The organism is Halomonas sp. HG01 (genome assembly GCF_000968715.2).
Taxonomy (GTDB): domain Bacteria; phylum Pseudomonadota; class Gammaproteobacteria; order Pseudomonadales; family Halomonadaceae; genus Halomonas; species Halomonas halophila.
Genome location: NZ_CP022134.1, coordinates 725,232 through 749,181 on the forward strand (window position 1 = coordinate 725,232; position 23,950 = coordinate 749,181).

18 protein-coding genes are annotated in these 23,950 nt (G+C 68.8%); 1 reads left to right on the forward strand and 17 read right to left on the reverse strand.

What is annotated here, in order from left to right; all coding sequences use genetic code 11:
* Positions 1-45: 45 nt before the first annotated feature.
* Complete coding sequence (locus UN84_RS03255; protein WP_035598036.1) at positions 46-1,341, forward strand: adenylosuccinate synthase; 1,296 nt, start codon at positions 46-48, stop codon at positions 1,339-1,341.
* Between the two features lie 125 nt (positions 1,342-1,466).
* Here UN84_RS03255 and UN84_RS03260 read toward each other — a convergent pair whose 3' ends face one another.
* From UN84_RS03260 to UN84_RS03340, 17 genes are all read right to left on the reverse strand, one after another.
* Positions 1,467-4,235: a tetratricopeptide repeat protein gene (locus UN84_RS03260; RefSeq protein ID WP_173834951.1), complete on the reverse strand. Its 2,769-nt coding sequence runs from the start codon at positions 4,233-4,235 to the stop codon at positions 1,467-1,469.
* A 46-nt stretch (positions 4,236-4,281) separates the two neighbouring features.
* Complete coding sequence (locus UN84_RS03265) at positions 4,282-5,547, reverse strand: alginate lyase family protein (protein ID WP_237022355.1); 1,266 nt, start codon at positions 5,545-5,547, stop codon at positions 4,282-4,284.
* Positions 5,548-5,562: 15 nt separating this feature from the next.
* Positions 5,563-6,447 (reverse strand): polysaccharide lyase, encoded by an 885-nt coding sequence (locus tag UN84_RS03270; RefSeq protein ID WP_046079143.1) that lies wholly within the window; start codon positions 6,445-6,447, stop codon positions 5,563-5,565.
* Positions 6,448-6,512: 65 nt separating this feature from the next.
* Positions 6,513-8,075 carry a PilZ domain-containing protein gene (locus tag UN84_RS03275; protein ID WP_046079142.1) on the reverse strand — a complete coding sequence of 521 codons (1,563 nt, stop codon included), beginning with the start codon at positions 8,073-8,075 and terminating at the stop codon, positions 6,513-6,515.
* Between the two features lie 46 nt (positions 8,076-8,121).
* The gene (locus UN84_RS03280) at positions 8,122-10,041 is read right to left on the reverse strand and encodes a glycosyltransferase (RefSeq protein WP_052719348.1); all 1,920 of its coding nucleotides are present in this window, start codon (positions 10,039-10,041) and stop codon (positions 8,122-8,124) included.
* A 9-nt stretch (positions 10,042-10,050) separates the two neighbouring features.
* Positions 10,051-11,397: a UDP-glucose dehydrogenase family protein gene (locus UN84_RS03285; protein ID WP_046079141.1), complete on the reverse strand. Its 1,347-nt coding sequence runs from the start codon at positions 11,395-11,397 to the stop codon at positions 10,051-10,053.
* 513 nt (positions 11,398-11,910) lie between these two features.
* Positions 11,911-13,569 (reverse strand): BCCT family transporter, encoded by a 1,659-nt coding sequence (locus tag UN84_RS03290; RefSeq protein ID WP_035598021.1) that lies wholly within the window; start codon positions 13,567-13,569, stop codon positions 11,911-11,913.
* 41 nt (positions 13,570-13,610) lie between these two features.
* The gene (locus tag UN84_RS03295; protein ID WP_035598015.1) at positions 13,611-14,033 is read right to left on the reverse strand and encodes a universal stress protein; all 423 of its coding nucleotides are present in this window, start codon (positions 14,031-14,033) and stop codon (positions 13,611-13,613) included.
* 315 nt (positions 14,034-14,348) lie between these two features.
* A complete protein-coding gene (locus tag UN84_RS03300) occupies positions 14,349-15,209 on the reverse strand; it encodes a glycine betaine ABC transporter substrate-binding protein (RefSeq protein ID WP_046079140.1) in 861 nt (286 codons plus the stop codon).
* Between the two features lie 85 nt (positions 15,210-15,294).
* Positions 15,295-16,134 (reverse strand): ABC transporter permease, encoded by an 840-nt coding sequence (locus UN84_RS03305; protein ID WP_375700484.1) that lies wholly within the window; start codon positions 16,132-16,134, stop codon positions 15,295-15,297.
* On the reverse strand, positions 16,134-17,336 hold the full coding sequence (locus UN84_RS03310) for a quaternary amine ABC transporter ATP-binding protein (protein ID WP_035597988.1): 1,203 nt from the start codon (positions 17,334-17,336) through the stop codon (positions 16,134-16,136). Before UN84_RS03310 ends, UN84_RS03305 begins: the two co-directional genes overlap by 1 nt.
* 165 nt (positions 17,337-17,501) lie before the next feature.
* A complete protein-coding gene (locus UN84_RS03315) occupies positions 17,502-18,698 on the reverse strand; it encodes a PQQ-dependent sugar dehydrogenase (protein ID WP_046079139.1) in 1,197 nt (398 codons plus the stop codon).
* Positions 18,699-18,774: 76 nt separating this feature from the next.
* The gene (locus UN84_RS03320; RefSeq protein ID WP_035597986.1) at positions 18,775-19,650 is read right to left on the reverse strand and encodes an AEC family transporter; all 876 of its coding nucleotides are present in this window, start codon (positions 19,648-19,650) and stop codon (positions 18,775-18,777) included.
* Between the two features lie 52 nt (positions 19,651-19,702).
* Positions 19,703-21,760 carry an FUSC family protein gene (locus UN84_RS03325; protein ID WP_046079138.1) on the reverse strand — a complete coding sequence of 686 codons (2,058 nt, stop codon included), beginning with the start codon at positions 21,758-21,760 and terminating at the stop codon, positions 19,703-19,705.
* A gap of 6 nt (positions 21,761-21,766) precedes the next feature.
* Complete coding sequence (locus UN84_RS03330; RefSeq protein WP_046079137.1) at positions 21,767-22,639, reverse strand: efflux RND transporter periplasmic adaptor subunit; 873 nt, start codon at positions 22,637-22,639, stop codon at positions 21,767-21,769.
* Positions 22,640-22,641: 2 nt separating this feature from the next.
* Positions 22,642-22,857: a DUF1656 domain-containing protein gene (locus UN84_RS03335; RefSeq protein ID WP_046079136.1), complete on the reverse strand. Its 216-nt coding sequence runs from the start codon at positions 22,855-22,857 to the stop codon at positions 22,642-22,644.
* A 69-nt stretch (positions 22,858-22,926) separates the two neighbouring features.
* Complete coding sequence (locus UN84_RS03340; protein ID WP_046079135.1) at positions 22,927-23,853, reverse strand: LysR family transcriptional regulator; 927 nt, start codon at positions 23,851-23,853, stop codon at positions 22,927-22,929.
* Positions 23,854-23,950 lie beyond the last annotated feature (97 nt).

A 23,950-nucleotide genomic window follows, 5' to 3' on the forward strand; every position in this document is an offset into this window, starting at 1 on the left:
TCGGCACCGCCCGACGCTGGCGGCGCAGCAACGAGAGACGAGCAAATGGGCAAGAACGTAGTCGTACTGGGCACCCAGTGGGGTGACGAAGGCAAGGGCAAGGTCGTCGACCTGCTCACCGAGTCCGCCGGCGCCGTCGTGCGCTTCCAGGGCGGTCACAACGCCGGTCACACCCTGGTCATCGATGGCGAGAAGACCGTCCTGCACCTGATCCCTTCCGGCATCCTGCGTGACGACAAGACCTGCGTGATCGGCAACGGCGTGGTGCTGTCGCCGGAGGCGCTGCTCGAGGAGATCCGCGAGCTGGAAGCCAAGGGCGTGCCGGTGCGCGAGCGCCTGCGCCTGTCGCCGGCCTGCCCGCTGATCCTGCCGTACCACGAGCGCCTCGACCAGGCCCGCGAGAAGGCCCGCGGCGTGGCCAAGATCGGCACCACCGGTCGCGGCATCGGCCCGGCCTACGAGGACAAGGTCGCCCGCCGCGGCCTGCGCCTGGGCGACATGCTGCACCGCGAGCGCTTCGCCTCCAAGCTCGGCGAGGTGCTGGACTACCACAACTTCGTGCTGACCAAGTTCCACGGCGAGGAGCCGGTGGACTTCCAGCAGGTGCTCGACGACGCCATGCGCATGGCCGACGAGCTGCGCTCCATGGTCTGCGACACCGTGAGCCTGGTGCACGACGTGCGCAAGGCCGGCGACAACATCCTGTTCGAGGGCGCCCAGGGCTCGCTGCTGGACATCGACCACGGCACCTATCCGTTCGTGACCAGCTCCAACACCACCGCCGGCGGCACCGCCACCGGCTCCGGCGTCGGCCCGCTGTATCTGGACTACGTGCTGGGCATCACCAAGGCCTACACCACCCGCGTCGGCTCCGGCCCGTTCCCGACCGAGCTGTTCGACGAGCACGGCCGTCACCTGGCCGAGAAGGGCCACGAGTTCGGTGCCACCACCGGCCGCGCGCGCCGCTGCGGCTGGTTCGACGCCGTTGCCCTGCGCCACGCCGTGCAGATCAACTCCGTGTCCGGCATCTGCCTGACCAAGCTCGACGTGCTCGACGGCCTGGAGAACATCCGCGTCTGCGTGGGCTATCGCAGCAAGGACGGCGAGCTGCTCGACAACCCGGTGGACTCCGAAGGCTACGAGGCCATCGAGCCGGTCTACCAGGACCTGCCGGGCTGGAGCGAGTCGACCCTGGGCATCAAGAGCGTCGAGGCACTGCCGGCCAACGCCCGCGCCTACATCAGCTTCCTCGAGGAGCAGGTGGGCACCTCCATCGACATCATCTCCACCGGCCCGGATCGCAACGAGACCATCGTGCTGCGTAATCCTTTCGGTGAGTAAGCCGTTCGCTGAATGAGCGCCGCGGCGGGTAGGCCTTCGGGCCTTCCCCCGAACGACGACGGGCCGGCAGGAAACTGCCGGCCCGTCGTCGTTGGTGGCCTCTCGACATGAGAGGCCGATCGGTATCAGCGTTCGGCCGATGCCACCTGCAGCGCCTGCATGGCGTCCTGGTCGGACAGCAGGTCATGCAGCGTCTGGGCGGCCATCTCGCCGTCGCCGTCCATCACCTCGTCGAGCCACAGCAGCGCCTGCTCGCGGTTGGCGTTCTCGAGCCCGTTGGCGGTGAGATAGGCCTTGGCCAGGGCCAGGCGCGCGGTCTCGTGGCCCTGACGCGCGGCTTCCAGCAGGTAGTCGGCGCCCTGGCGAAGATCCTGGCCGAGGGTCTCGCCGCGCAGCAGCTCCCGGCCAAGGGTGGCCTGGGCCCCGGCGTGGCCCTGCTCGGCGGCCTGTTCGAGCAGGCGGCGTCCCCGAGCGGCGTCGACGCTCATGCCGCCTTCCCCGCGCAGCAGCGCGGTGCCGAGCAGGGTGCGCGCCGAGAGGCTGCCGGCCTCGCTGGCCTGAGTGAGCCAGGTCTTGGCCTGCTGCGGATCGGGCTCGACGCCCTTGCCTTCGAGATAGGCGGCGCCGAGGCGCTGGGCGGCATGGTCGTTGCCGGCCTCGGCGGACTCGCGCAGCAGCTCGATGCCGCGCTGGGTGTCCTGGGCGACGTGCTCGCCCTCGAGCAGCGCATCGGCCAGGGCCAGGCGGGCACCGCTGTTGCCGCGGGCGGCGGCCTGCTCGAGCATGCGCATGCCGCGCTCGGGGTCGGCGCTGACGCCCTCGCCGGTGAGCAGCAGCTTGCCCAGGTCGCCGCGGGCCCCGACGTGGCCGCCGGCGACGGCTTGCTGCAGGTAGCGGGCGCCCCTGGCCGGGTCGCGTGCCACGCCCTTGCCCTCCAGATACATCCGCCCCAGATCGGCGCTGGCGCCGGGATGGCCCTCGCTGGCGGCGCGCTGCAGCCAGGAGCGCGCGGCGCCCAGGTTCTGCTGCACGCCGCGGCCGTTGAGGAAGGCTTCGCCGAGCCGCGCCATGGAGCCGGGGTGGCCGTCTTCCGCGGCCTGCACCAGGGCTTGGATGTTGCCGGCCTTGCCCTGGTCGTAGCGCAGCCGTGACAGGGCGTCCTCGGCCGAGCCGTGCCCGGCCTCCCGGGCGCGGTTCAGCCACTCGCTGGCCTTGCCCAGGTCGCGGGGCACGCCGTCGCCCTTGCGGTAGGCACGGCCCAGCACCACCATCGCGTAGGCGTCACCCTCGCGGGCGGCCTCCTCCAGCAGGGCGACGCCGCGCGAGGGCTGACGCTGCTGGAGCGTGCCCTCGAGATAGCCGGCGCCCAGCGCCGTCTTGGCGGAGGCGTCGCCGGCGTCGGCGGCCTGTGTCAGCAGCTCCTCGGCCTTCGACGGATGGTAGGGCAGCACCTCGCCTTCCAGGTAGGCCTCGCCGAGCATGCGCAGGGCGGCGGTCTGGCCCTGGTCGGCGGCGTCCTTCAGCAGGGCCTCGGCGCGCTGGCCGTCGGCCGGCACGCCGTTGCCTTCCAGGTACATCTGCCCCAGCTGCTGGGTGGCGTAGGGATGGCCCAGCTCGTTGGCGCGCTCCAGGTACTCGCGCGCCTGCATCGGCTGGCTGGCATGGCCCTCATCGCCGAGGTAGTAGGCGCCGAGCAGCGCCAGCGCCAGGGCGTCGTCCCGTTCGCCGGCCTTCTTGAGCAATTCGACGCCGCGGCGCGGATTGACGGGCAGCCCCTCGCCCTCGAGCAGGGCGCGACCCAGAGTGACCTGGGCATCCACCGAGCCTTGGGCGATGGCCGCGCTCAGCCAGTGCTGGGCCCGCTCCGGGCTGGCGGGCACGTTGGCATTGCCTTCCAGCATCAGCTTGCCCAGCGTTTCCATGGCCGAGGTATCACCGTCCAGCGCGGCCTGCTCGAGCATCGCCAGGCCACGCTGGGGCGCGTTGCCTTCCACCAGCGCGCGTCCGGCGCGACTCAGGGCGCCGGGATCGCCGGCCTCGGCGGCCTTGTTCAGCCAGTGCATGTGGCGCTGGGGCTGGCTGCCGAGCAGGCCGCCTTCGGCGAACACGCCGGCCAGCTGATTCATGGCGCCGACGTCGCCGGCGCGGGCGTCCTGCTCCAGCAGCTCGGCGTAGCGCTGGGCGTACTGGCTGGCCAGGCCGCGATCTTCCGCCAGCCAGCCGCCGGGACCGTGGGCCTTGGCCAGGGCCTCGAGGGCGGTGGCGTTGTCGGCCTCCGCGGCGCGCCGGTATAGCGCCGCGGCCTGCTCGGGGTCGGCCTTGACGCCGTTGCCGCCCTCGACGAGCAGCTCGGCCATGGCGGCCTGTGCCCGGGGGCCGACCTCTTCCTCGATGGCCTGCTGGATCAGGTAGTAGGCGAGCACGTCGTTGCGCTCGACGCCGCGCCCTTCGCGGTAGAGCTTGGCCAGGTTCAGCGAGGCGTTGCCGGTGATGTAGGAGGGCGTCTTGATGGCCTCGGAATAGAGCCGTGCCGCGCGCTCCGGGTCGGGAGGCACGCCCTTGCCCTGATCGAAGATCTTGGCCATCTCGTAGTAGCCCTTGGGCAGCCCCTTCTGCATCAGCGTCTCGAGCTCGGCGATGGCCTGCTGGCTGCGGCCCTGCTCGAGCAGCTGTTGAGCCTTCTCCACGGTGTTCTTGTGCATCCATTCCAAGGTGCGCGGCTGCCCGCCGTCGAACCAGTCCGCATACTGAGGCGGCACGGGAGCGGTGACGTGGGCGTCGGGCTGCGGCGTGGTGGCGCAGCCGCCGAGCCAGGCCACGAGGGTGGCCGAGGCGGCCAGTCTCAGACCCGTGGGCTGGCGAGGGGATGAGATGTCGCGTGGAATCTGGATCATGATGTCAGTTTGCCTCGAAGTGATGGATGAACGTCGGGGCGAGCGTTCACTGCTCGCTCAGGCCCTTGAACGCGGCGTCCTCGCGCTGGGTCTCATCCATGACGATGTTCTGCTGGGCGTCGGGGGCCATGAAGTAGAGCGTCATGTAGCCGCCGGCACTGCGGTTGTAGATGGGACGCTGCCGCTGGACGAAGTCGGCGATCCGCGAGTCGTGGTAGCGGGTCTGGTAGATCTCCATCCAGGCGAAGTACTGGTTGTCCTTGAGGAAGCCGGTGTACTGCTCGTGGGGCGCCATGTCGCCGAGAGCGGCCGGGTCCTCGAAGATATCCAGGGCGAAGTCGACGGCGTCGTGGATGCGGTGGCCGTCCACTTCCAGATCGAAGATGTCGTAGCCCTGGCGCGCGATGACCTGCATGTTGGTGATCAGGTAGAGCAGCGCGTAGTTCTGGTAGTGGGTCGCGCGGCGGCCGCGGGCGATCTCCATGGGCAGGGCGCCTTCGTCGGTGATGTCGTGCAGCGCGGAGTAGATGGCGCTGACGCCGAAGCGGAACAGCTCGTTGTCCTCGGTCAGCACGCCGACCATGCTGGCGTAGAGGGCCCGGCGGTAGAAGTGGTTGTTGCAGCAGCTGTTGCCGGGCTGCCCCTGGATGTCGGAATGTTGATGGGCCAGCTCGTTGAGCCAGGCCTCGATCCGCTCGCGCTCCTCCTGCATGCCCTCGATCTCGGGGCGCACCACCGAGTAGGCCATGGCCGCGGCGAAGATCATCGACTCGGTGGCGAACCAGGCCTGGGGCTCCATGGAGTCGTAGTAGAAGTTGGTCAGCGCCTCGTCCTGGGACCACTTGTCGAGGAAGCGCACCAGGCACTCGGCGTAGTACGCATCGCCGGTGGCGACGTAGCTGCCGGCCAGGTGCGAGACGTTGTCCTCGAACTGGAACAGCGGCTCCGAGGCCAGCTCCCACTCCTTGGGGCTGGGGTAGTAGCCCGGGATCCGCATGCGGGTGTCGATCGGCTTGTACTGCAGCAGCTGCGAGCAGCTGGTGCCCGTGGACAGCTGGTCGATCTCCTGCAGCAGGATCGCGTTGTCGGTGCCCTCGAGCAGCGCCATGCGCTTCTCGACGTCGAAGTAGGAGGCGTCGGGAGCCGTCACCTCGTAGTTCGACAGATCGAGCTCGGCGCGCGCCTCGAGGGTCATGGCCTGGGCCGTGGACAGCCCGCCCGCGCCCAGCCCGCACAGGGCCAGGGACAGGCCGGCGAGCAGGCGACGGGGCAGGGCGCCGCGGCGTGGGCCGGTGGAAGGGGACAGAGACATCGGGATTCCTCGGGATCAGGATCGGGGGGCATAGAAGCGGAAGCCGGCGAAGTCGACGTGCTGGTCGCGGGGCGTGCGCCAGTCCTTGCCGTGCCCGCCGAAGAAGGTGGAGAACATCAGGCCGTCGATGGTCACCGACTCGCTGGTGCGATAGACGATGCCGCGCTGTTCGAGGATCGGATGGCCGTCCACCCACACGCGGGCCATGCCGTTGTCCTGGCCGGGATCGTTGAGGATGATCTCCTGCTCGAGGGTCACCCACTGGCCGGTGGGGAAGGTCCAGCGGCCGCGGCCGACCGACTTGCCGTAGTCCTCGTGCTGGTCGACGGCATATTCGTACAGCTCGCCCTGGCCGTTGGCCCGCCACATGTAGCGCATGGAAAAGCCGTTCTCGCCGTCGGCCTCATCGCCGCCGCTGGGCGCCTCGCCGCCGTACAGCCCGGGCAGCTTGCCGCCCTTGACGAAGTCGAAGCCCGGCTCGAAGCGCACCCGGTACTGCAGGCAGGCGCGCTCGGCGCCGGCCAGGGCATCGGGGGCGGCGTAGAAGCCGGCGCCGCCCTTCTCGGTGTCGCCGGGTGACGAGGTGCCCTCGGGATAGTGGATGCGCAGGCCGGCCTCATCGAGGCCGGTCTCGCCGGTCGCGAGGCGCTCGGCGTTCTCGGTGCCCCAGTCGCGCTGGGTGCCGAAGCCTTCGCGGATGGCGGCCTGGGCATCCTCGGCCTGCCGGGCGGGGGAGGGCGCGGCGACCTGCGGATAGCGGGTCGAGCAGGCGGCCACGCTCGGTGCGGTGATCGCGGGCCCCTTGCCCTCGGCCAGGGCCGGGGCGCTCAGGCCGGGCAGCAGGGCCAGCATCAGCAGGGCCAGGGGGCGTTTTCTCGGGATGACGTGTTCGGCTGACATATCGGGCTCCGGTCGTGGGCCGCCGCGAGGGCGGCCGGGATGTCCTCGTGAGAGGCCGCGCGGGCTTAGCTCGCCTGGCGTTCGCTGTCGGCGAGCGGTGTCTCGTCGTTGGCACCGGTGACGCTGTCGACCAGGCCGCCGACCAGCTGGCCGACCGAACGGGCGCCCTGCCAGACCCACTCGGCGGCGCTGCCGACCAGCGGGGTCTCGGTGAAGCGCACGTCCACCGGGGTGCCGACGCTGTCGGCCGGCAGCGGCTCTTCAGGCACCAGCAGCACGCTGGCCACGTTCTGCTGCTGACGCACCCAGCTCGGGAAGCCGGCGCGTGGCTGGCGCTCGATGTCCAGGGCCACGCTGCGCACCCGGGCACTGATCGGCCCGGCGGTGTTGGGCAGCGAGATATAGGCCTGCTGGTCCGGGCCGATGCGGTCGATGTCGTCCATGTGCACCAGGGCCTCGACCATGATGTCGTTCTCGCCGGTGCGGATGAGCGTCATGATGCGCTCGCTCTCGTTGATGTAGGTGCCGTCGGAGCTGCTCAGCGCCCAGGCCACCAGGCAGTGGCAGGGGCTGTAGACCTCGTTCTGTGACTGGCGAGCCTCCAGGGCGGTGATCCGTGAGTTCTGGAAGTCGCGTGCGGTCTCGAACTGGTCGATGCGCGCCCGGGCGATCTCCGGTGACACCGTCTCGAAGCTCACCGATTCGCCGTTGGCCGGCTTGGCGGAGTTGGCCAGGCTGACCTGGCTGGCGCCGCCATCGATGTTGTTCTGCAGGTTCTCGATCAGCTGGCTGTTATAGCTCTGGGCGGCCTGGGCCAGGATCAGGTCCGATTCGAGATCGACGTTCTTGACGCTGGTCAGCTTCGCGTCGCGCTCGACCCGATCGCCGGCCTTGAGGTCATGGGCCTGCAGGATGCCCGGACCCGGCGCGCGGATGTCGATGCGCGGCGCGGTCACCGCGGCGAAGCTCGGCTCGATCAGCATGAAGTTGCGATAGGCGGTGGCCGCCGCCACCAGGCCCAGCACGCCGATGGCCATGAACAGCGCGACATAGCGGCCCAGCGGCTTGGGCGGACGCTGGGCCGGCTGCGGCTGGCCGGCGCCACCGCGCTTGCGCGGCGTCTGCGGGTCCTCGCCGGCCATCAGGCCTTCCAGGTCCATCTCGCGGCCGCTCAGGCTGGCGCGGATCAGGCGGCGCAGCAGTTCCTGGTGGCCGGGGCTGATGTCGGTGAACTCGAAGCCGGCGGTGTAGCCCTGCTCGCCGGTCGTGCAGTGCCGGCACTCGGCGGACACGGGCACGGTCATCTCGGCGCCGCCGGCCTGGATCAGCAGTGAGGCCTGGACCCGGGCGCCCTCACGGATCGGCCGCTGGCTGCGGATCGCGAAGCCGCCCTGGGACAGGTCGACGCCGTCGAAGACCTGGCCGTCATCCATCTTGACCTGGAAGGCACGTTTTACACGCAGGTAGCGCCGTTCGTCGCGGCGCTCGTGGGCGATGCCGGCGCCAGGCGTCTGGTCGGGGCCCCGGCCTCGATGGCCTGCCTGGCCGCGGCTGTCATGGCTGTCCTGGCGCCGATCGCCCAGGGTGGGCTCGCTTCGATCGTGGTTGTCGGCGTAGTAATCGGTCATGGGGAGTCTCTCTCCAATGGTTGCCTCCCGGCGGCGTCCTGCGAGGTCAGGAGCGGCCGGGTTGCACGCTGATATTCAGGTCGACGAGGGCCACCTTGCGGCCGTCGAGTTCGAGGGCGCAGCCCAGGGTCGTGTGGCAGGTCGCGAGCTGTCCGGCATCGAGCGGGCTGCCGCTGGCGTCGTGGATATGACGGGCCAGGTCGGGGCTGATCTCGAGCGTGGTCGGCTCGTCGCCGGGCGCGCCGGTGAGGCGCTCGGTCCGCATGCGCTCGGTGGTGGCCACGATGTCCAGCAGATTCTCGTCCAGCGTGAGGCGCTCCGGCGGCAGCGTGACGTCACCGCTCGGAGAACCGTCGGCGAGGGTCATGGCCAGCCAGCGGTTGTCCGTGCCGGTCCCCGCCTGGCCCTCGGCGGCGGGGCCATGGAGGATGGCCATGGCGGTGCGATCCGGCGGCTGCAGCACGCCGGTGGCCAGCACCAGCACGTAGAGCATCACGGCGACGAAGGCGCCGTGCAGCACGTGGCCCATGCGACGCTGGCGGGTCACCGCGGCCGGGTCGTCCGGCTCGCCGGCGGAGATCCCCTGGCGGGACCATTTCTGGCGATTGAAGCGGAAGCTGACGTAGGTCTTGAGCAGCGCGCCGAAGACCTGGTTGTAGTAGATCAGCGGAATCCACAGCAGGCTGAAGCGGCCGCGCTGCCAGGCCAGGATCAGCGTCGAGATGCTGCGCGTGAACAGGATCCACAGCGCGTAGGCGAAGATGAACGAGGGGCGCACGAACAGGGTCACCAGGATCGCCACCGTGGGGCCGATCAGGGTCGTCCACATGGAGAGTCGCTGGTCGACCAGGCTCCACCAGGTGAACATGCCCATCGGGCGCGGCCCCAGGGCGATCGCCCGGCCGCTGGTGCGCAGCATGTTGCCGTACCAGCGTCGCATCAGGTCGGTGGTCGACTTGAAGAAGCGTCGGCGGTCCGGCAGCTCCTCGAAGCCGGTGACGAAGACGTCGGGTAGATACAGCATCCGCCAGCGGTGCTTGAGCAGCCAGTACCAGGTCGACTTGTCGTCCCCTGAGAGGAACGTGAAGTTGCCGAAGCGCCAGTGGTCGACCCGGTCGTTCTCCACCAGTTCGATGAAGCTCGGCTGGGTGGCGAGGTCGAGGCGGAAGGCGCTGTAGCGCCCGGTCAGCACCAGCAGGCGCCGCGACACCGAGCCGGAACTCATTACCAGATGGCGCTGGGCATAGCGCAGGTCGTACCACTCCTTGGTGGCGTCGCCGCCGGTGACGATGGCGCTGTTGTTGGTGGTCAGCGCGCCCAGATCCTCGTTGGTGCGGAAGAACGACAGCGAACGCTCGAGGGTCCGGGGCTCGAGCAGGATGTCGCCGTCCATCGAGACCAGCAGGGCGTCCGGGGCCGGGGCGCGGCGCGAGATGGCACGCAGCACTTCCGCCATGGCGGAGCGCTTGCCGTCCCCCTTCTGGAACATGTAGCGCAGCTCGACGTTGCTCGGCCAGCCGAGGTCCTCCATCACGTGGGTGATGATGTCGACATCGGTGCGGTCGGCCAGCGAGGCGAAGATGGTGGTCGGGACGCCGTAGTCCCGGACCTCGCGCACCAGCGCCTCATAGACGCGATAGCTGACGTCGGCATCGATGCGGAACGAGGTGCACAGCACGTACAGTTCGCTGGGCTTGCCGGCCTCGCCGGCGGCGTCCGCCGCGGCGCGCAGCCGCGGAAAGATGCGCCGGTTGTACCACACCGAGCGCAGCGCCTGGACGAACCACCAGGAGTAGCGCCAGGCGCCGATGGCCCCGATGGCGAAGAAGAAGCTCTTCGACGCCGGCGAGAAGACCTCCGACGGCAGCTCGGAAAGCAGCAGCACCAGCAGGGCCAGCATCAGCAGCAGGGCGGTGACCTCCGTCACCTTGCTGGCGACGGAGGTGTGGTCGGGGAGCTTCGACATGGCGAGGCCTCAGGCGACGACGGGACGGACGGAAGCGCCTCGACCGATGGCGTAGTAGGTGAGCCCGGCGTCCCTGGCGCTCTCGGGCGAGAAGAGGTTGCGGCCGTCGACCACTACCGGCTCGACCAGGCGCTCGCGGAGCTTGACGAAGTCGACGGTGCGGAAGGCCTTCCACTCGGTGCAGATGACCAGCGCATGGGCCCCCTCGAGGGTCTCGTCGCGATGCTCGGTGAGGTCCAGGTCTTCGCGGTTGCCGTAGATCCGCAGGCACTCCTCGGCGGCCTCGGGATCATGGGCCTGGACCCGGGCCCCGGCCTGCCACAGGGCCTCCATCAGCGCACGGCTTGGCGCCTCGCGCATGTCGTCGGTGTTGGGCTTGAAGGCCAGGCCCCACAGCGCGATGGTCTTGCCGGCCAGGTCGCCGTCGAAGGCGTCGCTGACCATCTCGAACAGGCGGCTCTTCTGGCGCGCGTTGACCTGCTCGACGGCGTTGATCAGGTGGGCCGGGTGACCGGCGGCCTCGGCGGTGTGGGCCAGCGCCTTGACGTCCTTGGGGAAGCAGGAGCCACCGTAGCCGCAGCCCGGATAGATGAAGTGGTAGCCGATGCGCGGATCGCTGCCGATGCCGTGGCGCACTTCCTCGATGTCGGCGCCCAGGCGCTCGGCCAGGTTGGCCATCTCGTTGATGAAGCTGATCTTGGTGGCCAGCATGGCGTTGGCGGCGTACTTGGTCAGCTCGGCGCTGCGCACGCCCATGAACATCAGCTTGTCGCGCTGGCGGTTGTAGGGGCCGTAGCACTCACGCATGGTCTGGCGCACGCGCTCGGACTCGGTGCCGATCACGATGCGCGAGCCGCGCGAGAAGTCCTCGATGGCGGCGCCTTCCTTGAGGAATTCGGGGTTGGAGCAGACGTCGAACTCGATGTCCGCGCCGCGCGCCTCGAGGGTGGCGGCGACGGTGCGCTCCACCTTGCTGGCGGTGCCGACCGGTACCGTCGACTTGTCGACGATGATGCGGTACTCGGTCATGTGCGTGGCGAGGGTCTCGGCGACCTTCAGCACGTGGCGCAGGTCGGCACTGCCGTCCTCGTCGGAGGGTGTGCCGACGGCGATGAACTGGAGCAGGCCGAACTCGACCGCGGCCTTGGCATCGTTGGTGAAGTGCAGGCGGCCGGCGTCCAGGTTCTGGTGGATCAGCGTCTCGAGGCCGGGCTCGTAGATCGGCACTTCGCCCTGGCTGAGGCGGGCGACCTTGTCGGCGTCCACATCGATGCACATCACTTCGTGGCCGACGTCGGCGAGGCAGGCGCCGGTGACGAGTCCTACGTATCCGGAACCGAAGATGGTGATCTTCATGGGCGTCTTGCTCCTGGTCATGGTCGGAAACGAACGTCATGTCCCTGGCCCCCGTCGGGGAGCGAGAGTCACGGACGATCATGGATCTGCCAGGGAGAGGGGCAAGCATCGGGCCGTAATGAGAAAAAATAATCTATATCAAGATGTTAAGTGATCTATGGCCGTGGTGTGGCCGTGTGGCGACTCGCCTGTGGCGTGTGGAGAGAGGAAAAGCGTCGCGATCAGCCAACAACATGCCGTGTCGGTCGGCGAGGGAGGTGGGATTCGAGGCGCCGTCGGCGTCGGCTGTCGCGCTCTGACATCACCGGCGGGAACTGTCGCAAAGGCCCGCACCGCATGGCCGGTGCGTGATCGGGTGGCGGGGGAACGACATTACATTAGGTAAGGAATATGTACGGGTGTTGCATCGTATCGACACCCGGCCCGGATCGGCGCCATGGCGTGACGCCCGGGAACGACGCCCCAACGAAAAAGGCGGCCCGAAGGCCGCCTCTTGGTGCGTCAGGGAAGCGCTCAGGTTCCCTTGGGCTCGCTTCTCAGCGCCTTGACCAGCGCGAAGCAGCCGATCAGCAGGACGATGGTGAAGGGCAGGCCGGTGGAGACGGCCGCCGTCTGCAGGGCCGTCAGACCGCCGCCCAGCAGCAGGGCGATGGCGATGGCGCCTTCGATGATCGCCCAGAAGATGCGCTGGGGCTTGGGCGCGTCGACCTTGCCGCCGGCCGTGATCGAGTCGATGACCAGCGAGCCGGAGTCGGAGGAGGTCACGAAGAACACGATCACCAGGATGATGCCGACGAAGGAGGTGATGGCTGCCAGCGGCAGCTCACCGAGCATGGCGAAGAGCTTGATCTCCAGCGCGGCGTCCTGGACGCCCTGGAAGCCGTCGGAGATGACCTGATCGATGGCGGTGCCGCCGAAGGCGGTCATCCACAGCACCGAGACCAGGGTCGGCACCAGCAGCACGGCGGTCAGGAACTCGCGCACGGTACGGCCGCGGCTGACGCGGGCGATGAACATGCCGACGAACGGTGACCAGGAGATCCACCAGGCCCAGTAGAAGGCGGTCCAGCCCTGGCTGAAGTTGGCGTCTTCGCGGCCGAACGGCATCGACAGCGCGGGCAGGTTGACCGCGTAGGCGACCAAGTTCTCGAAGAAGCCGGTGGCGATCAGCAGGGTCGGGCCGACGACGATCACGAAGGCCAGCAGCAGGAAGGCCAGCACCATGTTGAGCTGCGACAGGCGCTGCACGCCCTTGTCGACGCCCAGCATGATCGAGCACAGCGCCACGGCGGTGATGCCCATGATCAACAGCACCATGGTGATGTTGCTGTTGGGCACGTCGAACAGATAGTTGAGGCCGGCGGCGGCCTGGGAGGCGCCGAGGCCCAGCGAGGTGGCCAGACCGAACAGGGTGGCGAACACCGCCAGGATGTCGATCAGGTGTCCCGGCCAGCCCCAGACGCGCTCACCCAGGATCGGGTAGAAGATCGAGCGAATGGTCAGTGGCAGACCCTTGTTGAAGGCGAAGATCGCCAGGGACAGGCCGACGATGGCATAGGCGCCCCAGGGGTGCAGGCCCCAGTGGAAGATGGTGGCGGCCATGCCCAGCTTCTGGGCGGCGGCCTCGTCACCGGCGGCGGCGCCCAGCGGCGCCCAGTCGGTGCGTACGCCGTTCTCCATGCTGGTGCCACCCAGGGCGGTGCCGAAGTGGGTCAGCGGTTCGGAGACGCCGTAGAACATCAGGCCGATGCCCATGCCGGCGGCGAACAGCATCGCGAACCAGCCGGCATAGCTGAAGTCCGGCGTGGCATGGGCGCCGCCGATGCGCACCTTGCCCAGCGGCGATAGCACGATGCCGAGACTGACCAGCACGAAGACGTTGCCGCCCAGCAGGAAGACCCAGCTCAGGTTACCGGTCAGGAAGCTGAAGATGGTGTCGAAGACCGGCTCGATCTCGGCCTGCAGGGCCAGCGTCAGGATCACGAAGACCAGGATCACTAGCGACGACACGGTGAAGACCTTGCCGTGCAGATCGACATCGAGGCCGAACTTGTTGGTTCTGATGTTGTCCTGACCGATCACGTAATCGGTATCGATCAGGTTGGCCGGGCCTTCCGGGGCGGGAATGCCCTCACCCGGGCCGCCCTCTTGGGCTTTGTTGTCGTTCGTCACGGGATCTCTCCTTGTTGACGTCGAGGAACGAGTGGGGCGCATCAGTCCTGGGGGCGGACCAGAAACACCGATGCGTCGGTATGGGTGGCGATCTTGCCGCCGTGCGAGGGAAGCACGACATCCAGGTGCTTCGGGGGATGGGTCTGCATGATCACCAGATCGGCGCCTTGCTCGTCGATCGCCTCGACCAGCACATCATCCAGATCAGCGGTGGGGTCCGGACAGACCAGCGCCTTGGCGCTGACCGGCTGGCCGTGGACCTGGGCGCGCTCCTGGGCGAAGGCTTCCAGTTTCTGCTGGTACTCGTCCGGGGTGCGGGCCACGCTGCCCGGGGTGTTGGCGATGACCGCCACGTAGCAGACTTCCGCACCGTAGTGCTTGGCCTGATCGGCGACGATCTGCAGCGATGGTTCGAACACGTCGGGATGTGCCAGGTCCACCGGCACCAGAATCTTCTTGAACATGCCTGCGCTCCTTGTGGGTTGCGTCCGCGCTCACACGCTCAGTGTGGCCGTTGGACGACGATTTGGGAGTGCCGCGCTTTCAACGGCAGCGGGCCGGCAATCGGCGTCGTTCGGGGGAGGCTTGCCCTTGTTGTCATTGTCGTTGTCATCCGAAGGCTCGTGGCCCAGTCGGACAGGCGATTCTAATCAAATAGGGAGCGGCTGATAACCGGCGATTTGCGACGCCCTCGGTTCCGAGGGCGCTGGTGGCGTCGTTCGGCACGCAAGAGGGAGGTGCCCTGAAGGCACCTCCCTCTCGTCGTCATGCCGCCACGATCATGCCTCCGGCAGCCACTCCTGGACCAGGTCCTGGTTGTCCTCGACCCACTGCTTGGCGTTCTCGTAGGGGTCGGAGTCCTTCTCCTGGTTCATGAGCATGACCTCGCCCATCTGCTCCGGGGTCCACTCGAAGGCGTCCAGGATGGCGTAGGCGCCCGGCATGTCTTCCTCGAGGCCATCACGCACGATGGTATGGATCTGCTCGGCGCCGCCATAGACGTTCTTGGGATCCTCGAGGTACTTGAGGTCCCAGCGGGCGAACATCCAGTGCGGCGTCCAGCCGGTCACCGCGATCTCTTCCTGGTTGTCGATGGCGCTCTTGAGCGCCGCGGTCATGGTGGCACCGCTGCCGCTCTGCACGTCCAGGTCGAGGTCGTAGTCGTCCACCACCTGCTCGGTCAGGCTCATGATGCCGGCGCCCGGATCGATGCCGGTGATCTTGCCTTCGAAGGCCTCGGCATGCTCGTTCAGGTCGGTGATGGAGTCGGCTTTGCTGTAGGCCGGAACCACCAGGCCGAGCTTGGTGCCGTCGAGATTCGGGCCCAGGTCGTCGACCTGATCGCCGACCCGGTCGAGGTAGTCGGCGTGGGTGGTCGGCAGCCAGGCGGCGACGATGCCGTCGGCATCGCCGGTGGCCACGGACTGCCACATGGCGGCGGCGGACAGCGAGGTCATCTCGACCTCATAGCCGGCCTGTTCCAGCACGGCGCGCATCACGTTGGTGGAGGCGACTTCCGAGGCCCATTCGACATAGGCCAGGTGAACGCTGCCCTTGTCCTGGGCCTGGGCCGTCGCCGCGGTCAGGCTGGCGCCGGCGATGAGGGCCAGGCCAGCGATGCGCATCGGTTGCTTCGGCATTGTGCTTATCTCCGTTAGGAATGTATTCATGAGCATGCTGAGACGAGCCGCCGGTTGCAACCGGCGGTCGTTCAACGGCGTGACGTCAGCTCTTGCCCTGCTTGCGCAGCGACTGGGTCAGGCGGTCCAGCAGCATGGCCAGGATCACCACGGCGATGCCGGCCTCGAAGCCGTCGCCCGGACGCAGGCGTTGAATGGCGCGCCAGACCTCGCTGCCCAGGCCGTCGGCACCGATCATGGCGGCGATCACCACCATCGACAGCGCCAGCATGATGGTCTGGTTGATGCCGGCCATCACCGTGGGCAGCGACAGCGGCAGCTGCACCTTGACCAGCTTCTGGCCGCGGGTGGCGCCATAGGCGTCGGCGGCCTCCACCAGGTCGGTGGGCACCTGGCGGATGCCTAAGGTGGTGAAGCGGATCGCCGGCGGCATGGAGAAGATCACGGTGGCGAAGATCGCCGATACCGAGCCGATGCCGAAGAACGGGATGGCCGGGATCAGGTAGACGAAGGCCGGCATGGTCTGCATGAAGTCCAGCACCGGCATGATCGTCTTGTAGAGCCGCTCCGACAGCGCCGCGGCGATGCCGACCGGCAACGCGATGACCACCGCCACCAGGGTGGCGATCACCACCAGGGTCAGGGTCTCGATCATCGGCTCCCACAGGCCCAGGTTCATGATCAGCGCCAGCCCGGCGACGGCGCCGATGGCCAGGCGCACGTTGGCCAGCCACCAGCACAGCGCGGCGATGATCACCAGCAGCGACCAGTCGGGCAGCCACATCAGGGCGTCGTTGAGGCCGTCGATGCCGGTCTGGGTGATGCGGGAGATGCCGCGGGTCACGGCGGAGTATTCGCTGGTCAGCCAGTTGAGGCCGTTCTCGATCCAGTCGCCCAGCGGCATGCGCGGGAATTCGATAGCCATCAGTGGTCTCCTGCCTGTGCGAGTTCGTCGAGGACGGCGCCTTTCACGACCACGCCCTGGAGCACCTGGTCGTCATCCACCACGGCGATCGGGAAACGGTTCTCGCTGAACATGGCGAACAGGTTGTGCAGCGGCTCCTCGCGGGTGACCTTGCGGAAGTCCTGGGTCATCACCTCGGTGACGGTCTGCTTGCCGTCCTCCAGCGCCTGGCTGGCGGCGTCGGCGTCGATCAGGCCGATCAGGCGGCGGTCGCGGTCGAGGATGTAGATGGAATCGAGGCTGTGGTCGCGCATCTTGCGTAGCGCGGTGCGCGGACCGTCGGTGTCGCGCACCGTGGAGCGGACCTTGCGCATGGCGCTCTCGGCGCTGAGGATGCGCGACTTGTCGACGCCCTCGATGAAGCGGCGCACGTAGTCGTCGGCGGGCTTGGTGAGGATCTCCTCGGGGGTGCCGATCTGCACCACCTCGCCGTCCTTGAGCAGCACGATGCGGTCGCCGATGCTCAGCGCCTCGTCGAGGTCGTGGGTGATGAAGACGGTGGTCTTCTTCATGCGGTGCTGGAGCTGCAGCAGCTCCTGCTGCATGTCGCCGCGGATCAGCGGGTCCAGCGCCGAGAAGGCCTCGTCCATCAGCAGCACGCTGGCATCGTTGGCCAGCGCGCGCGCCAGGCCGACGCGCTGCTGCATGCCGCCGGAGAGCTGGCGCGGATAGGCGTTTTCCCAGCCTTCCAGGCCGACCTGCTTGAGCGCGTTACTGGCGGTCTCGCGGCGCTCGGCGGGATCGATGCCGCGGATCTCCAGGCCGAACTCGGTGTTCTGCTGCACGGTACGGTGGGGGAAGAGGGCGAAGTTCTGGAACACCATGGAGAAGTGGCGGCGGCGGCATTCCAGCAGCTCCTTCTCCTTGAGGCTCGGGATGTTCTGCCCGTCGATGACGATCTCGCCCTCGGTCGGGTCGATCAGACGGTTGAGGCAGCGGATCAGGGTCGACTTGCCGGAACCGGACAGCCCCATGATCACCAGCAGTTCCCCTTCGTAGACATCGAAGTCGATGTTCGACAGGCCCAGGGTCTGGCCGGTCTTGTCGAGGATCTCGGGGCGCTTCAGCCCCTGGTCGCGCAGTTCCAGCGCCTTCTTCGGCTGGTTGCCGAAGACCTTGCTGAGGTTGCGCACCCGAATCTTGACGTTTCGGTTGTCACTCATTGGCGAGCCTTGTGTGGTGCCGCGCTCTGGACAGGGCGGGCAAAATGGTTGCGTTGAATGTAACCCCAGAGTGACAGCCGCCAGCGTTGACTCGAACCGGACGCCAGCAACCCGGGAGTTATTGAATAACCGTTCAGAAATATGCCGGGGGCGTGCCGGGGCGGTCTATTCAGGGCAGGCCGAAGCGCCCGCCTGGCCGGCAACGGCCGGCGTCAGGCGCCAGAGACCGGCCTCGGCGGCGTCGTTGAGTATATAGAGCGTGTCGTCGTGCCCCTGGTCAACGGTGCGTAGGCGGCCGATCTCCCCATCGAGCACTTTCTCGCGTTCGATCACCGTGTCGCCCTCGAGGCGCAGTCGCAGCAGCGCCTCGCCGCGCAGCCCGCCGGCCAGCAGATCGCCCTGCCAGGGGGCGAAGGCCGGCGAGGTCACCCGGGTCAGGCCCGAAGGCGCGAACCGGCCGTCGAAGACATGCACCGGGTCGCGCATGCCCGGGGCGCTGTCGCGGCCGATCGGCAGGAAGGTGACGTAGTCGCGGCCCCGGGAGACCTCCGGCCAGCCATAGTTGGCGCCCGGCACCAGGCGATTGAGTTCGTCGCCGGTGCGCGGGCCGTGCTCGGTGGACCAGGCCGTGCCGTCGTCGGCGACGATCAGCCCCTGGGGATTGCGGTGGCCGAGGCTGAAGATCTCGTCGCGCACCTCGGTGTCGCCCACGAAGGGATTGTCGGCGGGCACGCCGCCAGTCTCGGTGAGGCGCAGGATGCTGCCGGCGTGGTCGCCGCCGTCCTGGGCACGCTCGGGGCTGCCGCGTTCCCCGACGCTCATCAGCAGGGTGCCGTCGGGGCGCCAGGCCAGTCGCGAGCCGAAGTGGCGACCGGCGTCGGTGGCGCGGTTCTGGGTGAAGAGGGGCTCGATGCCGATCAGGCGGCCGCCCTCGAGGCGTGCCCGGGACAGGGCGGTCGCGGCGCCGTCGGCCACCGGCCGGCTCCAGGTGAAGTAGAGCCAGTCATGCTCGCCGCTCTCGTCCTCGCCGAAACGGGGATGCAGGGCCAGGTCGAGCAGCCCACCCTGGCCACGGGCCGCGACCTCGGGCAGGCCGGCGATGCTCAGGCGCGAGCCGTCCGCGGCGATCCGCGTCAGGCGACCGCCGCGCTCGCCGACCAGCAGGGCGCCGTCGGGCAGCTGGGCCAGCCCCCAGGGGTGGCGGAAGCCATCGGCGACGCGGCTCAGGCACAGCGTCATGTGCCGGGTGTCCAGCCGCATCGGCGTGTCCTGGGCCTGGCTCGGCAGGGCGGCGGCCGTCAGCAGCACGCTCAGGACCGCCGCCGGCAGGCGCGAGGATGGACGGGGGCGAGAGAGGATCATGGGCCGACTCCTTGTCGATGGCGCCCCCAGTATAGAAGGCGCCGGCGAGGCGTCGGCCTGTCGGTTGCCTCTCCGGCTACATCAGCCACGCCAGCAGCAGCGGCAGGTAGATCAGCGACAGCAGGGTCGAGCAGAACACCAGGCTGGCCACGTATTCCGGCTCGCGACGGGCCTTCTGGGCGAACAGGTAGTTGAACACCGCCACCGGCATGCTCATCTGCAGCACCAGGATGGCGTGAGCCATGGGCGGCAGGGCCAGCAGCGCGCCGATGCCCCAGGCCAGGCCCGCGGCCAGCGGCAGGCGCAGCAGGCAGAAGCCGAGGCCCGAGCGCAGGCTCCTGACCTGGATGTTGGCCAGCGACACCCCGAGGGTGATCAGCATCAGCGGCACCGTGAAGCCCGAGATCAGATCCACGCTGTTGGCCAGCCACGGAGGCAGGTCGGTGTCGGTGAGCAGCAGCGCCAGGGCGATCAGGATGGCGTAGACCGTGGGCGTCCTGGCCAGCGACTTCAGCGGGTTGCCGCGGCTGGTCATCAGGGTGCCGAGGGTGAACTGGAACAGCGACACCGTGACCATCACCGTGATGCCGAAGGCGAAGCCCGCCTCGCCGAAGGCGTAGAGCACCACCGGCAGGCCCATGTTGCCGGTGTTGGGATACATCATCGGCGCCAGCAGCACCCGCCAGTCGCGCCGCAACAGGCGGGCGGAGACCACGGTGGCCGCCCCCATGGTGGTCAGTACCAGGGCGGTGGCCAGCATGGTGCGGCCGAAGCTGTCGGCGTCGATCTCGGCGCCGGCCAGCGAGGCGAGCACCAGCGCCGGGGTGCCGATGTTGAACACCAGGCGGGTGACGAAGGCCACGGGATAGTCGTGGCCGAGCCGAACCCAGCCGAAGCCCAGTCCGGCGCCGGCGATGACCGGCGCCATCACGGCGAAGAGTTCGGCGAGCATGGAGTGTCTCCTTGGTTGAGAGAAATGAAGGAAAGCCGTGCCGACGTCGGCCTCAGGCGACGTCCGCCTGCGGCGGTGGTGGCACCAGGCCTCGCGAGGCCCGGGCACGTTGGGCCTGGCGCTCCAGCGACAGTTCGAGGCGCTGCGCCAGTCCGGCGAGCCGGGCGTGCTGACGCTCGCTCAGTCCGGGCTGGTGGCGCACGGCCTCGACGAAGGCCTCGCCGGCCGGCTGCACCGCGCTCGGGGAGTGGCCCCTGGCGCTGTCGGCGTAGGCTTGCGCCAGGGCGGCGAAGAAGTCTCGCTTGGCGCGATGCAGGGGCTCGTCCGGCAGGTCGTCCAGGCGGCGGCGCACCTGCAGGCAGGCATAGCCGATGTCGAGCCCGGTCAGCCCCAGGGTGAAGAGGTGGCGCTGGTCCTCGGGCAGGACGTCGTCGTGCTTGGCCAGGTGCAGCAGGCGATCGGCCATGCCGCCGACGAAGCGTGCCTCCGCCTCGTGGATCGGCGGTGAGGTCAGGCGCCGCAGGTCGCCGACGATGGCGCCGACCAGCCGGCGCTTGCGCAGCCGTGAGCCGAAGCCGGGCAGCAGCCGGAAGCCGGCCACCACCGCGGAAAGGCCGATCATCACCGCGATGGCGCGGTTGATGAAGGCGTCGAACGAGAAGTCCATGCCGTTGCCGGGCATGGTCAGCAGGATGTTGCCGATGGTGAAGGCCAGGCAATAGCCCATCAGCCGTGGCACCGCCGCGCCCAGCAGGCCCAGGAACAGGGGCGGCATCAGCAGCATCGCCAGCATCGGGAAGCCGCTGGCCTGGGCCAGCAGCACGTGGCCGAACAGCAAGGCGCTGGGAATCGCCGCCAGCATGCCCTTGGCGAACATCATGCAGACCACCACGGGATTGTCGCGGGTGGCGAAGAAGGCCGAGAACAGGGTGCCGAGCAGCATCGCCACCTGGCCGTTGTCCCAGCCGGTCGCCAGCCAGAAGGCGGCCAGCAGCGAGAAGATCAGGCCGGCGCGCAGGGCGTTGAGCCCGGCGATCAGATGATCGCGATGCCAGGCCAGCGCCGCGCCGCGCAGGCGCATGCGGCCGGGATGGGAAATGGCATCGCGGGCGTCGAGCATCACCACCGCATGGCCCAGCGCCTCGCGCAGGCCCAGCAGGCAGCGCTGTTCGAGGGGCGTCCAGTCGTCGTCGGGGCAGTCCTTGACCCGATGGCGCAGCGCGTGGAGGCGGCGCTGGGCGGGGGCGACGCCGCTGACCTCCGCCGACTCGCGAAAGCCTTCCGCCAGCTCGGCGGCCAGCCGGTGGATCGTCGGCGAGAGGCGTTCGCCGTAGTGGTGAAGGATCTGCTGCAGGGCGTGCAGGGTAGCCATCAGGCGCAGGGTGCGGCGGGTCAGCACGTGGCTGGCGCGGATGCGCCCAGGGCCCTCGGGCCCTTCGTAGCGGGCGGCCTGGCTGTCGGTCTCGAGCTGGGTGAGCGGCTCCAGGCTGTCGGTCAGGGTCTGCTGCAGCGCGCTCGGGTCGTCGCTGTCGCTCAGCCTCAGGGCGGCGTGGCGGAAGGCCTGGTTGACCACCGCGTCGGCCTGGTGACCGAGATGGTCGCCGACCTTGATCGGCCACAGCAGGGCGCTGACCAGGGTGGCGCACGCCGCGCCCAGTGACAGCTCGGAGAGCCGGGCCACGGCGATGGAGAAGATGCCATCGGGCTGGCTGGCGCCGATCACCACGATCAGCATCGCCGTCACCGCGCCCATGATGCAGCCGTAGGAGGCATTATTGCGCAGCAGCGAACTGCCGTAGGTGCAGATCATGATCCACAGCGTCAGGGTGGCCAGCGCGGGAATCGGCGCCTGGGCGAACAATCCCATGATGACGATGCCGGCACCACAGCCCACCAGGGTACCGCCGATCTGGCTGAGTCCCTTTTCCACCACCATGCCGCTCATCGGCCGGACCTGCAGTAAGGCCGCCGAGATCAGCGCCCAGTAGGGCCGCTCCAGGTCGCACCACAGCGCCGCGTAGAGCGCCAGCAGCATGGCCAGGGTAGCCTTGACGGCGAATTTCACCGCATCGGCGCTCGGGGTGAGATAGGCCTGCAGCCAGGGGGACATGCGCCGTTACTCCGTCGGCTCGGCGTTCGGCTCCACGTACACCGAGGCCGTCATGCCGGCGCTCAGGGTCGTTCCCTCGGGAATCTCGTCCAGCGCGATGCGCACCGGAATGCGCTGGGCCAGCCGCACCCAGCTGAAGGTGGGCTGCACCCGGGGCAGCAGCTGGCTGTTGGGGTCGGTGTTGGGATCGGCGATGGCGCGGCCGATGCTCTCCACGTGGCCCCGGATCTCGGTGTCGCCGCTCATCAGCGTCACCCGGGCCGGATCGCCGACCGAGAAGTGCGGGGTCTTGGTCTCCTCGAAGTAACCGGTGACGAAGTAGGAGCCTTCCTTGATCAGCGCCATCACCTCCTCGCCGGCGCTGACGTAGTTGCCCTCGCTGAGCTGCAGGTTGAGCACGTGGCCCGCCGCCGGCGCCGCCACCGTGGTGCGCTCGAGGTCGAGCCGGGCGCTAGCCAGATCGCTCTGGGCCTGGTCGAGGCTGGCGCTGGCCACCTGGCGGTTGATGCGAGCCGTCTCCTGACCCTCGGCGCTGATTGCCTGGCGGCTCAGGCGGCTGCGTCGCGAGGCCTCGTCCTGGCTCAGCTGGAGCTCGGCCTGGCGCTGGGCCACCACTGCCTCGGCCCGGCTCACCGCCGTCTCGTAGCGCGATCGATCGATCCGGAACAGCGTCTCGCCGGCGTCGACGCGCTGGTTGTCGGCCACCGGCAGGGCCACCACACGCCCGGCGACGTCCGGGGCGACGGTGATCACCTCGGCGCGCACGCGGCCGTCGCGGGTCCAGGGCGTGTAGAGGTAGTAGTGCCACAGCCACAGGCCGGCGGCGATGGCCAGGGCGACGATGACCAGGGTGACGAGGCTGCGTAGCAGGGTGCGCATGTTCAGACGTTCCCGGTGGCGGAGGAGAGGTAGGCGATGACGGCGGTGAAGATCACGAACAGGGCGGTATCGAACCAGGCCTCGTACCACAGGCGGTTGGCGCCCAGCAGACGATAGAGCCCCGCGCGGATCAGCAGCGTGGCGCCGAAGCCGAGCAGGGCATACACCAGCAGGGGGGAGAGATAGAGGCCGCCGACGGCGATTTCACGAAGTCCCATGCTCGCTCCTTGAGCGTCGTCGAGGGCTCCATTCTAGCAATCGCGCTCGCCGGAGGCACGGCGGGTGGCTCAGGCCTCGACCGGAGCGGCCGCCGGCAGGGTGGTCCAGGCGGCGGGACAGGCTTCGCGCAGGAACTCGAGCAGCGCCGTGACCTTGCGCGGCAGGTGGCCGTGGGGATAGAGCAGGCTGACCGGCGCCGCCGAGGCCTGCCACTCGGGCAGGCAGCGCACCAGCTGGTCGGGATGGGCCTGCCGGCGGAGCTCGGCCATCCATACCGGCAGCACGCCCAGGCCGTGGCCGCGGGCGATGGCGTCGGAATGCAGCAGCAGGCGGTCGACGCGCAGCCGCGAGCCGGGCGGGCAGACGTCGTGGACGCCCTCGCGGGGATGACGCAGCGCCAGGCCGGACTTGGCCTCGCCGAGCAGGTCGATCCAGGCATGGCCGTCCAGGTCACGAGGGTGGGCCGGCGTGCCATGGCGGGCCAGGTAGTCGGGGTGGGCGTAGAGCCCGCGAGGCAGCCGGGTCATCGTCTCCTGGCGCAGGGAGGTCTCGCCGGGGTCGCCGTACCACACCACCACCGACTGGCTGGCCGCCTCCGACGTGAGTCGGTCGCGGGTGTGCAGGTTCAACTGGAGGCCGGGATGTCGGGCCATGAAAGCGTCGAGGGCAGGGGCCACCCAGCAGCGGGCCAGGGCCTCGTGGACCTCCAGCGTCAGCTCGCCGCTGATTTCCTCGCGCAGCTCGTCCAGGGCCTGGCGTCCCTTGTCGGCCAGCGCGATCAGCCGCAGGCAGTAGTCGTGGAAGACCCGCCCGGCCTCGGTGGGCTCCAGGCGGTTCGATTGACGGCGCATCAGCGGCTGGCCGAGCCGTGTCTCCAGCTGCTGGAGGCGGCGGCTCAGGGTCGATTTCGCCACGCCCAGCCGGCGAGCGCTCAGGGTCAGGCTGCCGCTGTCCATGACGTCGGCGAAGGCGATCAGTTCATCGGCATCGTGCATGGGGTAAAGCCGTAGGATGCTAACGGAGCCGCCATCCTACCAATACCTTTGTTGAAAATCATTCGCGTTGTGATGGGCAAAGGAGAATCCCTGCCAG

Excerpts from the sequence above, each read along its gene's own strand:
- UN84_RS03255 (WP_035598036.1), top strand. The coding sequence starts at position 46 with ATGGGCAAGAACGTAGTCGTACTGGGCACCCAGTGGGGTGACGAAGGC.
- UN84_RS03260 (WP_173834951.1), bottom strand. The coding sequence starts at position 4,235 with ATGATCCAGATTCCACGCGACATCTCATCCCCTCGCCAGCCCACGGGT.
- UN84_RS03265 (WP_237022355.1), bottom strand. The coding sequence starts at position 5,547 with ATGTCTCTGTCCCCTTCCACCGGCCCACGCCGCGGCGCCCTGCCCCGT.
- UN84_RS03270 (WP_046079143.1), bottom strand. The coding sequence starts at position 6,447 with ATGTCAGCCGAACACGTCATCCCGAGAAAACGCCCCCTGGCCCTGCTG.
- UN84_RS03275 (WP_046079142.1), bottom strand. The coding sequence starts at position 8,075 with ATGACCGATTACTACGCCGACAACCACGATCGAAGCGAGCCCACCCTG.
- UN84_RS03280 (WP_052719348.1), bottom strand. The coding sequence starts at position 10,041 with ATGTCGAAGCTCCCCGACCACACCTCCGTCGCCAGCAAGGTGACGGAG.
- UN84_RS03285 (WP_046079141.1), bottom strand. The coding sequence starts at position 11,397 with ATGAAGATCACCATCTTCGGTTCCGGATACGTAGGACTCGTCACCGGC.
- UN84_RS03295 (WP_035598015.1), bottom strand. The coding sequence starts at position 14,033 with ATGTTCAAGAAGATTCTGGTGCCGGTGGACCTGGCACATCCCGACGTG.
- UN84_RS03300 (WP_046079140.1), bottom strand. The coding sequence starts at position 15,209 with ATGCCGAAGCAACCGATGCGCATCGCTGGCCTGGCCCTCATCGCCGGC.
- UN84_RS03305 (WP_375700484.1), bottom strand. The coding sequence starts at position 16,134 with ATGGCTATCGAATTCCCGCGCATGCCGCTGGGCGACTGGATCGAGAAC.
- UN84_RS03310 (WP_035597988.1), bottom strand. The coding sequence starts at position 17,336 with ATGAGTGACAACCGAAACGTCAAGATTCGGGTGCGCAACCTCAGCAAG.
- UN84_RS03315 (WP_046079139.1), bottom strand. The coding sequence starts at position 18,698 with ATGATCCTCTCTCGCCCCCGTCCATCCTCGCGCCTGCCGGCGGCGGTC.
- UN84_RS03320 (WP_035597986.1), bottom strand. The coding sequence starts at position 19,650 with ATGCTCGCCGAACTCTTCGCCGTGATGGCGCCGGTCATCGCCGGCGCC.
- UN84_RS03325 (WP_046079138.1), bottom strand. The coding sequence starts at position 21,760 with ATGTCCCCCTGGCTGCAGGCCTATCTCACCCCGAGCGCCGATGCGGTG.
- UN84_RS03330 (WP_046079137.1), bottom strand. The coding sequence starts at position 22,639 with ATGCGCACCCTGCTACGCAGCCTCGTCACCCTGGTCATCGTCGCCCTG.
- UN84_RS03335 (WP_046079136.1), bottom strand. The coding sequence starts at position 22,857 with ATGGGACTTCGTGAAATCGCCGTCGGCGGCCTCTATCTCTCCCCCCTG.
- UN84_RS03340 (WP_046079135.1), bottom strand. The coding sequence starts at position 23,853 with ATGCACGATGCCGATGAACTGATCGCCTTCGCCGACGTCATGGACAGC.